The sequence below is a fragment of the Lewinellaceae bacterium genome (genome assembly GCA_020636135.1).
Taxonomy (GTDB): Bacteria; Bacteroidota; Bacteroidia; order Chitinophagales; family Saprospiraceae; genus JAGQXC01.
In genome coordinates this window covers 1,681,104-1,694,543 of record JACJYK010000001.1, presented here as the reverse complement: position 1 = coordinate 1,694,543, position 13,440 = coordinate 1,681,104, and the positions used below count along the sequence as shown (strand labels likewise).

Annotated in this window: 12 protein-coding genes; 8 read left to right on the top strand and 4 right to left on the bottom strand. The window is 46.8% G+C overall.

Annotated features, from left to right (window positions below; translation table 11 throughout):
• Window positions 1-9: 9 nt before the first annotated feature.
• Complete coding sequence (locus H6570_06435) at window positions 10-1,719, bottom strand: 1-acyl-sn-glycerol-3-phosphate acyltransferase (GenBank protein MCB9318899.1); 1,710 nt, start codon at window positions 1,717-1,719, stop codon at window positions 10-12.
• Complete coding sequence (locus tag H6570_06430; protein ID MCB9318898.1) at window positions 1,720-2,319, bottom strand: YihA family ribosome biogenesis GTP-binding protein; 600 nt, start codon at window positions 2,317-2,319, stop codon at window positions 1,720-1,722. It lies immediately after the preceding gene.
• A 353-nt stretch (window positions 2,320-2,672) separates the two neighbouring features.
• Between H6570_06430 and H6570_06425 the strand changes: the two genes are divergently transcribed.
• Both H6570_06425 and bshC read left to right on the top strand, forming a co-directional pair.
• Window positions 2,673-3,314: a PorT family protein gene (locus tag H6570_06425; GenBank protein ID MCB9318897.1), complete on the top strand. Its 642-nt coding sequence runs from the start codon at window positions 2,673-2,675 to the stop codon at window positions 3,312-3,314.
• Between the two features lie 104 nt (window positions 3,315-3,418).
• Window positions 3,419-5,008 carry a bacillithiol biosynthesis cysteine-adding enzyme BshC gene (bshC, locus tag H6570_06420; GenBank protein ID MCB9318896.1) on the top strand — a complete coding sequence of 530 codons (1,590 nt, stop codon included), beginning with the start codon at window positions 3,419-3,421 and terminating at the stop codon, window positions 5,006-5,008.
• Between the two features lie 3 nt (window positions 5,009-5,011).
• Here the strand turns inward: bshC and H6570_06415 are convergent, their stop codons facing one another.
• Both H6570_06415 and H6570_06410 read right to left on the bottom strand, forming a co-directional pair.
• A complete protein-coding gene (locus H6570_06415) occupies window positions 5,012-5,653 on the bottom strand; it encodes an NUDIX hydrolase N-terminal domain-containing protein (GenBank protein MCB9318895.1) in 642 nt (213 codons plus the stop codon).
• A 2-nt stretch (window positions 5,654-5,655) separates the two neighbouring features.
• Window positions 5,656-6,495, bottom strand: a complete 840-nt coding sequence (locus H6570_06410; GenBank protein MCB9318894.1) for an acetyl-CoA carboxylase carboxyltransferase subunit beta — start codon at window positions 6,493-6,495, stop codon at window positions 5,656-5,658.
• 140 nt (window positions 6,496-6,635) lie between these two features.
• On the opposite strand from H6570_06410, the gene dapB reads away from it, so the two are divergent.
• The 6 genes from dapB (at window position 6,636) to H6570_06380 (ending at window position 13,438) form a co-directional block, all read left to right on the top strand.
• A complete protein-coding gene (dapB, locus tag H6570_06405; protein MCB9318893.1) occupies window positions 6,636-7,382 on the top strand; it encodes a 4-hydroxy-tetrahydrodipicolinate reductase in 747 nt (248 codons plus the stop codon).
• A 243-nt stretch (window positions 7,383-7,625) separates the two neighbouring features.
• Window positions 7,626-9,584, top strand: a complete 1,959-nt coding sequence (locus H6570_06400; protein ID MCB9318892.1) for a DNA primase — start codon at window positions 7,626-7,628, stop codon at window positions 9,582-9,584.
• Window positions 9,585-9,658: 74 nt separating this feature from the next.
• The gene (locus tag H6570_06395; protein ID MCB9318891.1) at window positions 9,659-10,786 is read left to right on the top strand and encodes a P1 family peptidase; all 1,128 of its coding nucleotides are present in this window, start codon (window positions 9,659-9,661) and stop codon (window positions 10,784-10,786) included.
• On the top strand, window positions 10,783-12,213 hold the full coding sequence (locus H6570_06390) for an aminotransferase class I/II-fold pyridoxal phosphate-dependent enzyme (GenBank protein ID MCB9318890.1): 1,431 nt from the start codon (window positions 10,783-10,785) through the stop codon (window positions 12,211-12,213). Before H6570_06395 ends, H6570_06390 begins: the two co-directional genes overlap by 4 nt.
• The gene (locus H6570_06385) at window positions 12,210-13,007 is read left to right on the top strand and encodes a PhzF family phenazine biosynthesis protein (GenBank protein ID MCB9318889.1); all 798 of its coding nucleotides are present in this window, start codon (window positions 12,210-12,212) and stop codon (window positions 13,005-13,007) included. Before H6570_06390 ends, H6570_06385 begins: the two co-directional genes overlap by 4 nt.
• An 11-nt stretch (window positions 13,008-13,018) precedes the next feature.
• The gene (locus H6570_06380) at window positions 13,019-13,438 is read left to right on the top strand and encodes a TerB family tellurite resistance protein (GenBank protein MCB9318888.1); all 420 of its coding nucleotides are present in this window, start codon (window positions 13,019-13,021) and stop codon (window positions 13,436-13,438) included.
• The last annotated feature ends 2 nt before the right edge of the window (window positions 13,439-13,440 follow it).

The window sequence follows — 13,440 nt, the reverse complement described above, 5'->3', positions numbered from 1 at the left end:
ATTTCTGTCTCAGGCATTTTTTGCCGTAACGGCACTCGACTTCATTCGATCTTCCACTTCAAGATCCAGCTCATATCCGGTAAGTCGGTTATGGTAGTAAAACAACACTTTAAAGTCCTCGCTGACCAATTGCCCCTGATTGTTGATTTCAATTGGTTTCTTGGCATGAAAGACGCCCAGATTACGTATACCGTCCTCAATCAGCTCCTGCACCGATCCACGTATTTTCCGTGATAGTTTTAACCTTCCTGCCTGTTCGGCATCAATCAGGGCTTTCTGCAGGACGGAGATGTAACGATTGAATAATTCCTGGTCAAACACGAAATCCTCTTCCGGTAGTCGCAATACACTGAACAGGTCGTTTTCCCTGAGCTGTTTTTTCAGGACCTCAAAGGCACCAAATGCCACAGCATGACTGCTCAGTACGATATTCTCTTTCAGAAAACGTTCGCCGATCTTCTCACCCAACAATTTGGTATAGACTTGTTCACGCTGCTCATTGACGCCCAACTCATTGTTGAGAACAAAGTAATCTTTCACCTCGATCGGCATTCCGTGTTCGTTAAAACTATTGCCATCATCGTCAACATCATTACCGGCAATATCTATGGGATTACCAAATGACAGGGTTATGTCCGAACTGGCAGAGAAGAACTTCCAGGCGAAGTTCAGAATGTTCGTAATGCTCTTGAACTCATCCTCTGCAGTCAGGTATTTTTCCTTGCCGATCCTTGCAAGATGCTGGTTGATCAGGTAATTGGCTTCCAGTACACTGTGATAACTCAGTACCAGTGGTATGATAAAGATCTTCGTTTTTTTCTCCTTCTTGAATATTTCACGCTGGGCTTCAATGATCGTACCCATCAATCCAAGTTTCAACCGGTCTTCCAGGGCGCCATCACGGGACCGTGTTCCACCCGGAAAAAATAAGCTATGGACACCCCTTTCGATGGACAGGGTACTCATGGATTTCAGAACCTCCAGGTAAATGGGATTTTTCTTGCGCCGGTCTACCCGGTAGGCGCCAAGACGGTTCATAAAATAACCGAAAAACTCGCTATTGTAAAGATTCAGTCCGGCTCCATAGGAAAATGCCGGCAATCCCATGACCTGATCCAGGGCATAGCCTATAAGAATGGAATCCAGATTGCTGAAATGGGTAGGTACCACCACCAGAGTTCCTTTCTGAGCGAGCGTCCTGATTTTATCGATAGGACCCTGCACTTTCATTCGCTCGTAAAGCCGGTGTTTGGTCGCAAACATCCGCATAAAATTACGGCTGGCAGCGGTGTTCAGCAGGCGGTGAAAAAATGCTGTCAGGGCTTTCCTGGCAAACTTGAAGGTTTTGATCTTAAAATTCCCGACGATCTCTTCGGTATATCGCTGAATGATGATGCGCAGGAGGTCATCTTCTATCTGCGTCCTGTTTTCAGAAAAATAGGCGTCTTTCAGCCGGGAGAGCAGTCGTTTCCAAAACAGGGTTTCCTGAGGTGGGTCCGCCTTCCAGGGTTCTTCTTTGATCCGGATCTTCTCAAGATAGATGGTCTTGGACAGTAAGGTCTCCAGATTGTCACCGTGCTTGGCTTTCAGGTTCTGATAAGCGTATTGATTGACTTCTTCTATAAAAGCCAACCGGTCTTCACTCAGCTTATAGATTGGCCAGTCTTCCAGGTTGGGCCAGATCTGAGGATATATTTTATAAACAGGATCCTTACTCATTTACCTTAAACCCTCATTCAGATTTGCAATATACATTAATATGCTGTCATCCCCCATTTTTGTCACAGTGGAGGTGTGGAATTCAGGAGGCATTTCGCTCCAGGATTTCAGCATTTCACGCCGAAAAGCCTGGTGATTCTGGGCCAGTTCCAGACTTTTGGATTTGTCTTCTTTGGTGTATACGATACTGAAAGGTATCCCGGCCTCTCCAAGCCAGTTGATGAATTGCAAATCTATAGGCTGTGGTGGAATGTTGCTGTCGATCAGTACAAAGGTGTTGATCAGTGTCGTCCGCTTGCCAATGTAGTTTTCGATCATTTGCTTCCAGCGTTGCCTTTGCTTTTTCGAAATCCGGGCATACCCATATCCGGGCAGGTCTACCAGATACCAGGACTGATCCACCAGAAAGAAATTCAAGGTCTGAGTCTTACCCGGCGAACCGGATACTTTAGCAATCTCCTTACGGTTGGTCAGAAGGTTGATCAGGCTGGATTTCCCTACATTACTTCGTCCAATAAAGGCATATTCGGGCATTCCGTCTGCAGGGCACTGATCGAGATAGACAAAACTCCCTTTAAAGTCGACTTCACTGATCTTCATCACGCAAAAATAGTGGTTTCCTGGCATTGCTCCGATTTTGCGGGCCCTGCAGGGGGTTGATGACTATTAATGATCTGTTAATGTTTTACAAGATCCGATCCATTCCAGTTGTTCCGCTAGCAAAAATGGTTGTCAAAACCTTAAAACGGACCAACGGAAAACCCCTGATGCAATGAGGTAAAAAGTTCGGCGGCACACCAGATTATGGATTAATATTCAATTAATTACACATTACTACTGCATTTAATGTTAAATTTTTGCATTTTCGTTAAATAATTTCTAAAACCATCCAATAGGTGTACCTGGCTCCCGGATGTATCGTTCTAAAGTAAAACCAAAGAAAACAGGTAAGTATGAAAAGGATGTATCTTCTCTTATTGATCGGTTTGGCCTTGTCAACAACCCCGGCAATGGCTCAATTCAAATTTGGATTCAAAGGCGGACTGAGTTCCTACAACCTGAGTCCCAATGATTTGATCATATCCAATTCGGAGTCCTTAAAAGACCTGGACATCAAAGTTCAGCAGGCCGATTTGGGAATCCATTTTGGAATACTGGCGCAGATCAACCTGGGCGGATTCTTCATCCAGCCTGAAGCCGTCTTTAATTCCAATAGTGTAGCCTTTAACATACAGGACTTTCGGGAGACCGATGTCATTCAGAAAACATTGCATGAAAAATACCAGTATCTGGACATACCTGTTTTATTTGGACCCCGTCTGGGGCCTTTCCGGCTGGGCATAGGTCCGGTGGGGCACGTCTTTATAAATTCCACTTCTGAATTGTTCGATCTGGATGGTTACAGTCAGAAGTTTAAGGAATTGACTTACGGCTGGCAGGGTGGTATCGGTATTGATCTTTGGAAATTTCAGATCGATCTGCGGTACGAAGGCAATTTCTCAAAATTCGGCGATCACATTGTCTGGAATAACACCCAATTTAATTTTGATCAAAGCCCCAGCAGAATGATCGCTTCATTGGCAATAACCTTATAGACCCCGTGAACGGTCGATAAAATATTTTGTTACTTTGCAAGCAGTGATGATCCAGTAAGTCGACTTATTGGATCTTCTTTTTTTATCGAGCAACCGGAGTGTTTATGCATTTGACCTATATTGATTACGACGATTTGCCTTTCATAGCTTCCCGCGACCTGCACTACCTCAAACAAGATCCAGCACTCCGCCCTTTTTACACGTACGAACCTGTCATTGAATCCTTTCCCAGGCTGATCGAACAACGGAAAAAACATCCTGTAGACCGTAATCTGCTGGTTGATGCATTGCTACGGCAATATCAGGACCGGCAAACCGATACGCTGACGCTGGACCAGATAGATAAATTGCGTTCTGAAAATACCTTTACCGTCATCACCGCCCACCAACCCAGCTTATTCACGGGTCCACTTTATTACATCTACAAAATTCTATCCTGCATCAACCTGAGTAAGCAGATCGAAGCACACAATCCGGATGTACGTATTATTCCGCTCTTTATCCTTGGCGGTGAGGATCACGACTTCGCAGAGATCAATCACCTTCATCTAGGAGACAAAACCATTGAATGGCAGCACCCCCAGACCGGAGGTGCCTGTGGGAGGCTCTCCCTGGAAGGACTTCCGGAATGCATCGAAGATGTGAAGCGCATCCTGGGTGATGGTTCCTTTACGGAAGAGGTGATCCGCACGCTGCGTACCTGTTATACCGGCAATTACAATTACGCGGAAGCGACCATTCGATTTATTCATTACCTATTCGGCCGCATGGGTCTGGTCATCCTCAACATGGATGAACCAGGCTTTAAATCTGCGTTTAAAAAGATCATCATCGACGATCTGGTGGCACACCGGTCAGCCACACTGGTACCGCCGGTGCAGGCAGAGCTGGAAGCAGCCGGATATCAAGCGCAGGCTTATGTACGCGACATCAATCTTTTCTACTTTCACGGGAATCAACGTGAACGCATTGATCAGGATGAAGAAGGGTATTTTTTGGTTGAAAGCCTGCAGCGCTTTACACGTCAGGAATTACTGAACCTGGCAGAGCAGCATCCGGAACGATTCAGTCCAAACGTGATCTTACGCCCCTTATATCAGGAAACCATCGTGCCAAACCTTGCCTACATCGGAGGAGGTGGCGAGTTAGCCTATTGGCTGGAACGCAAACGGCAATTTGATTTCTACGGATTGCCATTCCCAATGCTCGTGCGGCGAAATTCAGCTGCCTGGCTGGATCAGCATGCTCAGGCCAGCATCCGGAAAGGAGGTCTGCCCCTGACCGATTATTTTGTCTCCAACACGGATGGTTTGATTGCCGATTATATCCGGGACACCAGCCACATCAGCCTTGACGGATCACGGGAAGCAATGGAAGAACTCTTTAATGATATGAAGCAACAGGGAATGTCAATCGATCCGAAGCTGAACTATCCGATTGAGGGTGTCAAGGTCCGCATGAATAAATACCTGGACCGGCTGGAACAAAAAATGGTCCGGGCCGAAAAAAGGAAACAGGAACCTGTGATCAACCGCCTGCTCCACAACCATCACCTATTATTCCCGAACCATACCCTGCAGGAGCGGTACAATAACTTCCTGCCCATCTACACCCGACAGGGAAGTCACTGGCTGGATGCACTCCTACCCTACTTTGATCCGCTCGATCCCCGGTTTTTATTGTTTGAGGAATAGAACCTAATTAAAGGTCACCAGTTTATCCGGGTTATCCCGGTAGGCGAATACCAGGTCAATCTGGTCCTGAGAGTTACGCTCCAGAGAAAGCGGAGGCATTTCATGAAGGTCAAAAAATCCAACTTCGAGAATATCATGGGTGATTTGCGCTTCCCCTCCGGTGAGGTAACATTCAATAAATAGTTTATAGATCGCGTGGGGCTGTGGAGGGTGGTTGAAATATTTGGCATCAACGGCAGCCAACAACTTTTTAGGCTCAACGGTAAAGCCGGTTTCTTCAAAAGTTTCTTTGACCGCGCACTCACTGGGAGAAAGACCAATGTCAGCCCAGCCGCCCGGTAGGGCCCACATTCCATCGGCCTTTTCCCTAACCATCAGTAGCCGGCCATCCGGGTCAAATACCACGGCCCGGACATCTACCTTCGGAGTGATGTACTCGGTAGGCGCAGCAAAGTAACCCTTGATTTGTTTCATGGGAATGTCCGTCAACTGCTGGACCATTTCCTGTGTCAAATCGATGATCTCCTGGTTACGTTCTTTCTGATAATCATTTTCAGCGTAAACCAATCCGATATGTGCAATTGCCCTGACACGCTTGAGGTACTCGAAAAAAGGGTGTTGCGCAGTTTTCAAACTTGCTTGCATAGTTATCCGAAAAAGTCCATCAATTCAACCAGCCTTTCCTTGAGTTGTGACCGGTCAATGATAAAATCCAGGAAGCCGTGCTCAAGAAGGTATTCCGAAGACTGGAACCCTTCCGGCAGGTCCTTCTTTATGGTTTCTTTGATCACGCGGGGTCCGGCAAATCCGATCAAAGCATTAGGTTCGGCAAAATTGACATCGCCGAGCATGGCGAAAGAAGCGGTTACCCCCCCTGTGGTAGGATCCGTCATCAATGAAAAATATGGAATTCTGGCGTCTGCCAGCTGAGTAAGTTTTACAGAAGTCTTTGCCATTTGCATCAATGAAAAGGCTGATTCCATCATGCGTGCACCACCCGATTTTGAGATGATGAGCAGCGGCGATTTTTCCCGCAGACACACATCGATGCTACGGGCAATCTTTTCTCCTACCACGGAGCCCATAGAACCTCCGATAAACGAAAAATCCATGGCTGCGGTAACCAGCGGCTTTTTATTGATTTTCCCGGAGGCTACCGTGATCGCATCCCACAGGCCGGTCTTACGATGGGCCTTTTCAATACGCTCATCGTAGGATGTCAAGTCGGTGAATTTCAGAAAATCAGTCGATATAAGATCATCGAAAAGTTCATCGTACTTCCCGTCATAGATCAGGTCAAAATAATCGTGAGAGCCTATCCTTTCGTGATGGCCACATTTAATGCATTTGAAGTAATTCTCCTTGAATTCTTTATAGGTAGAGGTCTCTTTGCACTTGGTACATTGGTGCCAAAGACCATCCGGAGTTTCCTTTTTAAACTTAGTAGCAGTCTGAATACCTTCTTTAAGTCTTTTAAACCAACCCATATACTCGTCTTTTGTCCAGAAGGTATGCTCATGGTATCGGGGCAAAGATATACAAATTACCTAATTTCCAATCCATCCTATGAATATTGGACTACCTTACCCGCACTTGATATCTTTATACCAAAATACCAATTTCAGAAATGGACATCCTGTTGATCGGGTACGGAAAGATGGGTAAACTGATCCACACCCTGGCTGAACAAAGAGGGCACCAGGTGGTCAAGATCATTGATGTTACCAATGAAAACGAGTTGGATGAAATAGCTGATCTCCGCAATTTAAATATTGATGTAGCTATTGAATTCACCCAGCCTGAAGCTGCCGTTAAGCACATTGAGACGTGTCTTAAGGCCGGCATCCCGATTGTTTGCGGCACCACCGGGTGGTACGATCAGCTTTCCGAAGTCACCGCATTATGCCATGAAAACAATGGAGCATTGTTGTATGCATCCAATTTCAGCATTGGCGTCCATCTTTTCTGGAAAATGGCATCCAGCTTCGCCGGCCTCATGGATGGTTTTCCCGAATACCTCCCCCGTATCGAAGAGTGGCATCACATCCACAAACTGGATGCACCCAGCGGGACGGCCATTACAACTGCACAAAAATTAGTGTTTTCCCTCTCCCGCTACAGGTCCTGGAACCGTATGGTGCAAGGACTTCAGCCGGAAGGATCCATACCCATTGAATCATACCGTGAAGGAGAGATACCTGGCACGCACCGCATTGTGTTTACTTCAGAAGTCGACCAGATTGCATTGGAACACAAGGCATTCAATCGTCAGGGATTTGTAGCCGGAGCAGTCATGGCCGCTGAATGGTTACCCGGGCATCCAGGGATATTTGGCATTGAAGACATGCTGGACGCGCCGCCCGGAGAAGCCTGAAAAATCCAATTATGAATTATCTCAAGTACAATGATGAACGAAAAAATAGTACGGAAGGTTACACCATCGGAAAAGGATCGATGTGTCCATTGGTAACTTCGACTATAACCAAAAAATAAACCCCGTCGAAAAACAACGGGGTCGAACACACTATGAGAACACCCTAAATAGAAGATCTTGCGTGAGCAGTGCTTGACAAATATAGAAATATTCTAAAATTCAATAGTTAATTAATACATTTTCATAATTATGATATCTCCTGCCACCGTCGATGAAATTTTTGGCAAAGTTCAGATAGAGGACGTGGTGCAGGATTATGTACAATTGAAGCGCAGAGGCGTTAACCTGATAGGATTGTGCCCATTTCATAACGAAAAAACACCTTCTTTCACTGTTTCTCCCGCCAAGAATATCTACAAATGCTTCGGTTGTGGGCGAGGTGGCAATGCCGTCCAGTTCCTGATGGAACACGACCATCTGACTTTTCCTGAAGCTTTACGTCACCTGGCAGCGAAATACAACATTGAAATTGATGAAAAGGAGGAACCGGAAGAGGTCCGCGAAGAGCGCCAGCTGAAGGATAGTCTATTTCTTATCAATGCATTTGCCAATAAGTATTTTCAACAAAATCTGTGGGAAACCCCCGAAGGTAAAAGGATCGGTTTGGATTACTTCAAAGAACGCGGGTTCCTGGAATCAACCATCCGTAAGTTCGAGTTGGGATTTGCCCTGAAGCAAGGCGGTTTCACCGAAAAAGCGTTACTGGAAGGATACAATGGCGAGTTTCTCAAACAATTGGGGCTGACAACCGAAAAAGACCGGGACTTCTTCTGGGACCGGGTCATGTTTCCGATTCATAATCTTTCCGGGAAGGTGATCGGGTTCGGAGGGCGTACCATGACAACCGGTTTGAAAGGACCCAAATACATCAACTCACCGGAATCGGAAATTTACAGCAAACGCAAATCGCTTTATGCCATCCATCTGGCTAAACAAGCCATCATCCAACGGGACCGCTGCATTCTGGTGGAAGGTTATACGGATGTGATTTCACTGCACCAGGCCGGGATCGAAAATGTTGTGGCTTCCTCCGGCACCTCCCTGACTACTGAACAAATAGCCCTCATCAAACGATTCTCTCAAAATGTGCTTTTGCTCTATGATGGCGACTTTGCCGGCATGAAGGCATCGCTGCGAGGACTAAATTTACTACTGGAGCAGGATTTGAATGTTCAGCTGGTCGCATTGCCCGAAGGTGAAGATCCGGACTCCTATGTTCGGAAGAACGGCGGTGAGAAAATGATGGCATTCCTCAAGTCCATGGCCAAAGATTTCATCCTCTTCTCCATTGAGTTGATGGTTGAAGAAAGCAAGGAGGATCCGATCAAAAAAACGCAGTGGCTAAAGGATATCGTTGAAAGCCTTTCCAAAATCCCGGATGTTCTGAAGCGATCGGTGTACATCAGTCAATGTGCTCAACTGACCGGCATAGAAGAGGCCATCCTGGTTGCAGAAACCAATAAGAAAATCCGGCAGGAGCTCCTCAACAAGAAATCCGGCCAAAGAGATCTGGCTGCAGAGAAAGCAGCGATGGAAGTTGCCGACCGGCAGGATTTCCAGCAGATTTCGCCAAAACAACCATCGACTACCACCAATCCTGATGAAGCACAGGAGCGGGATATAGCAAGGTTACTGGTGACATTTGGGGACCGGATATACGATGATGACAAAAATGTAACGGTAGCCCAGTATATCCTGAACAACATCAAGGATGTCGTAAAATACATTCAGAATAAGGCTTACCTGCAAATCATTGAATTATGGCAAACGGCATTGGATTCAAAGACACCAATGACTACCAGCATCTTTCTTAACCATCAAAACAAAGAAGTACAACAACTGGCCATCGACCTGACCACTTCGCCCTATACCTACAGTGAAAATTGGGAAGCAAGGTGGGATATCATGCTTCAGACGCAAACCATGCCTGAAGAGAATTACATTAAAGATAGCTACCAAAGTGTGCTTCGGTTTAAGCTGAAAAAAATCCATTACCTCATTGAGGAGAATAAGACCCGCATCGGTGACCTGAAATCCGGTGATGACCCACAAAAAGAACTGATCTACCTGAAAGTCCACCAGCAGCTCACACAACTACGCAATGAGCTGGCAGAAAAATTAAAACTCATTGTTCTGGGTTGAGGACTCCCAATCTGCGCTTAATACCCGGAGATCCATTAATTTTGAACTGCTAAAGCAACACCGAAATGCACTCGATGAATTATTATCTTTCCCTGAGCTTTTTCTTGTTCATCTGTTCTACAACCATGGCACAAACTTCCAGTCCACGAGATACGGGGATCACTATCGGGGTATTTCCCACCGGCCGATACAATGCAATTACGGATGTCCCCGGTGTCCGTGTCGGTCAAATAACGAAAATTGAAAACCCGGATGTTTGTACCGGAGTCACTGCTTTGTTGCCTCATGATGAGAACCTGTTTGAAAACAAGGTACCCGCCGGACTGTTTATTGGAAATGGCTTTGGCAAGCTGACCGCAATCTCCCAGATCGAAGAGCTGGGGAACCTGGAAACCCCTATCCTTCTGACGAATACATTGAGTGTACCCACCGCAGCTGATGCAGTGATCGATTTCTCCATTGCGCGAAATCCGGGGCTCCGGTCGGTCAATCCGGTGGTCGGAGAAACCAATGATGGTTATCTGAATGCAATCGCTGACCGGAAGCTGACCAAGAGTGACTGCCTTGCAGCTATTGAGAAAGCGGACACAGGAATAGTGCAGCAGGGATGTGTAGGCGCCGGAACAGGCACCATCTGCTTTGGATGGAAAGGCGGTATCGGCACAGCAAGCCGTAAACTTCCGGAGCAATTGGGCGGATATACGGTAGGGGTGCTGGTACAGACCAATTTCGGAGGCAACCTGCAGATCGCCGGTGTTCCGGTCGGCGAAGAACTCGGAACCTATGCCTACAAGGATCAGCTGGAAAGCAGCGATGGTTCCTGTATGATCGTGGTAGCGACCGATGCCCCTCTATTAGCCCGCAATTTAAAGCGCCTGGCAAAACGGGCCTTCATGGGTCTGGCCAAAACAGGTGGTATCGCATCCAATGGCAGCGGTGATTATGTCATTGCATTCAGCAATTATCAGGGCAACCTTGTCCGCTCACAGCGCGGAAACAACACCTCCGACACCTATACCGAATTGTCCAATGATGCCGTAACACCTTTATTCATGGCAGTCATTGAGGCTACCGAAGAGGCAATTATAAATTCTTTGTGGTATGCTACCACAACCACGAGTAATGGACGCACCATTGATGCATTGCCAAAATCAAAAGTGCTCGAAATCATGCGGAAATACAACCGAATCAACAAGCTATGAGTGATCTGTTGAAGCATGCATATGACCCGGATTTATTTGCCAGGGAAGGGCACGAAGTAATCAACCTCCTGCATTCCTATCTTGAGGAAGTCGCTACTTTGGATAAAGTATACTCATCCGTTGATCCGGAGGAGGAGTACCGTTTTTGGAAGCGACAATGGGATGAACCAGCTAACACATCTTATCCTGAGGTGATCCGGTTATTGCTTGAAAGGTCTATCCATCTGCACCATCCCCACTACATCGGACATCAGGTAAGCCCCGTAGCTCCGGTATCCGCACTAGGCGGTTTACTATCCGACTTTATGAACAATGGAATGGGTATCTATGAAATGGGCGGACCTGCCTCGGTCATTGAATCCATAATCATCGAGTGGGTATCTGAAAAAATCGGATATGGCGCCCAGCGTGGAGGCTTTCTCACATCCGGGGGATCGCTGGCCAACCTGACGGCCCTGCTGGTGGCCAGAACAGCCAAACGAACCAGGGATAACGAACCTTTGGGCATCCTGGTTTCAGCCGAATCACATTACAGTGTTGACCGGTCTGTTCGAATACTGGATATGATACCGGTCCCGGTGCCCGTCAATAGCAAATTACAGATCGATCCTTCCAGGCTGGAAGCTTCCTATCGGGAAGCGATGGAAAAAGGCATCCGGATTATCGGACTGGTAGGCAACGCATGTACCACAGCAACCGGCACTTATGATGATCTCAACCAACTGGCAGATTTTTGTGAATCAAAGAACCTGTGGCTGCATATCGATGGTGCCCATGGCGCAGCCGTGATATTTGCGCCAAAGTACCGGCACCTGATCCGGGGAATGGAACGGGCAGATTCTGTGTCCATGGACTTCCATAAGATGCTTATGATACCGGCTTTGTGTACGGCTCTGGCCTTTAAGCGTCCATTGGATTCTTACAGGACCTATATCCAGGATGCACAGTATCTCTTTGAGAATGGTGGCGAAGAATGGTTTAATGTTGCCAAACGAAGTATTGAGTGCACCAAATACATGATGGGTGTAAAAGTCTTTTTGCTTAGGCAACAATTTGGCGATATGCTTTTTACCGATTTTGTGACCCGGCTGTATGATCTGGGACATGAGTTTGAAGCCCTGATCCGGGAATTTCCTGATCTGGAAATGGGGCATGAGCCCGAATCCAATATTGTCTGTTTCCGCTTCCATCCTGCTGACGTTCCGGTCACCGATCTGGACCTGCTGAACCAGCAAATCCGGAAAGCCATCATTCGTGAAGGAAGTTTTTACATCGTCCAAACTAAAATCCGTGGTATTCAATATTTGCGATGCACCATTATGAATCCTTTTACCACCAGTGAAGACCTTGAAAGTTTACTTTCGGAGGTCATTCAGGTAGGGAAACAAAGTATTTCAAGATCTCCTTTAACACAAAACAACCTATGAAGCCTCTATCTTTCTTTCAGATCGATGCATTTACCGACCAGGTGTTTGGTGGAAATCCGGCAGCAGTTGTTCCGCTGGATCAGTGGCCTGAAGATGCACTCCTTCAGAACATGGCCACCGAACATAACTTGTCCGAAACCGCTTATCTGGTGCCGAAGGACGATGGTTATCATATCCGTTGGTTTACGCCGGTCGCTGAGGTGGATCTTTGTGGTCATGCAACCCTGGCATCAGCACATTATTTATTTGCAATTGCGGCCTATGAGCGGGATACTATCCGATTCCATTCCCGCAGCGGCGAACTCCTTGTTCGCAGGACAGAACAAGGCTACCAATTGGACTTTCCGCTCGATGTGATAAGACCTGTTGAAGTTGATCCAATTTGGTCTTCAATCGTAGGTGCGGAGGTGAAGGAAGCTTATCAGGGAAAAACCGACCTGTTGTTTATCACTGGTGATGCCGGACAGGTTTATGATTGCAAGCCAGATATGGCTGCGATTACTAAATTGGGTGGCAGAGGGATCATTCTGTCAGCACGGGATACCAGCGGCAGGTATGACATCATCAGTAGGTGCTTCTACCCTGCTTTCGGTGTTCCGGAGGATCCGGTGACCGGATCCGCCCATACCACACTCCTCGCCTACTGGGATCAGGAGCTACATCAAACTGAATACAAGGCATTTCAGGCCTCCACCCGGGGAGGGCACATTATTTGCTGCAGAAAAAATGACCGGGCACTGTTAACCGGGAAAGCCGTAACTTATGCTACGGGAATGATCTGGATTCCTAATTAAAACCAAAACGGATGTCGGTATTTGAACAACCTGAACGTGTACGCAATGAGCTAATCGCACTCCTCTTCAAACTGGTGCGTTCTGATCACGCCATCGATCAGAAGGAGTGGGCTTACATTCTTCAGGTGGCGGACTCATTAGGTCTGAAAGAAGATGATGTCCACGAGATCCTCTCCAATAAAGAATCCTACATCCTGCATCCGCCAAAAAGTGAGCGCGAGCGAATGACCATTCTCTACTATTTACTGTTTCTTATGAAAATAGATGGAAGAATTGGCCAACGGGAAAAGGACCTTATACGCGAATATGGTTTCAAACTGGGATTTCGCACATCCATGACCGACGAGATGATCCTCTTGATCCAGGATCATGCCCAAAAGAAATTTGATCCGGAAATGCTCCTGGACAAGATCCGCAAGTATAGCAATTGATC

Bases quoted from the DNA above. Each gene is read 5' to 3' on its own strand.
- H6570_06410 (MCB9318894.1), bottom strand. From the start codon at position 6,495: ATGGGTTGGTTTAAAAGACTTAAAGAAGGTATTCAGACTGCTACTAAG.
- H6570_06435 (MCB9318899.1), bottom strand. From the start codon at position 1,719: ATGAGTAAGGATCCTGTTTATAAAATATATCCTCAGATCTGGCCCAAC.
- H6570_06395 (MCB9318891.1), top strand. From the start codon at position 9,659: ATGAATTATTATCTTTCCCTGAGCTTTTTCTTGTTCATCTGTTCTACA.
- H6570_06415 (MCB9318895.1), bottom strand. From the start codon at position 5,653: ATGCAAGCAAGTTTGAAAACTGCGCAACACCCTTTTTTCGAGTACCTC.
- H6570_06425 (MCB9318897.1), top strand. From the start codon at position 2,673: ATGAAAAGGATGTATCTTCTCTTATTGATCGGTTTGGCCTTGTCAACA.
- H6570_06380 (MCB9318888.1), top strand. From the start codon at position 13,019: ATGTCGGTATTTGAACAACCTGAACGTGTACGCAATGAGCTAATCGCA.
- bshC (MCB9318896.1), top strand. From the start codon at position 3,419: ATGCATTTGACCTATATTGATTACGACGATTTGCCTTTCATAGCTTCC.
- dapB (MCB9318893.1), top strand. From the start codon at position 6,636: ATGGACATCCTGTTGATCGGGTACGGAAAGATGGGTAAACTGATCCAC.
- H6570_06390 (MCB9318890.1), top strand. From the start codon at position 10,783: ATGAGTGATCTGTTGAAGCATGCATATGACCCGGATTTATTTGCCAGG.
- H6570_06385 (MCB9318889.1), top strand. From the start codon at position 12,210: ATGAAGCCTCTATCTTTCTTTCAGATCGATGCATTTACCGACCAGGTG.
- H6570_06430 (MCB9318898.1), bottom strand. From the start codon at position 2,319: ATGAAGATCAGTGAAGTCGACTTTAAAGGGAGTTTTGTCTATCTCGAT.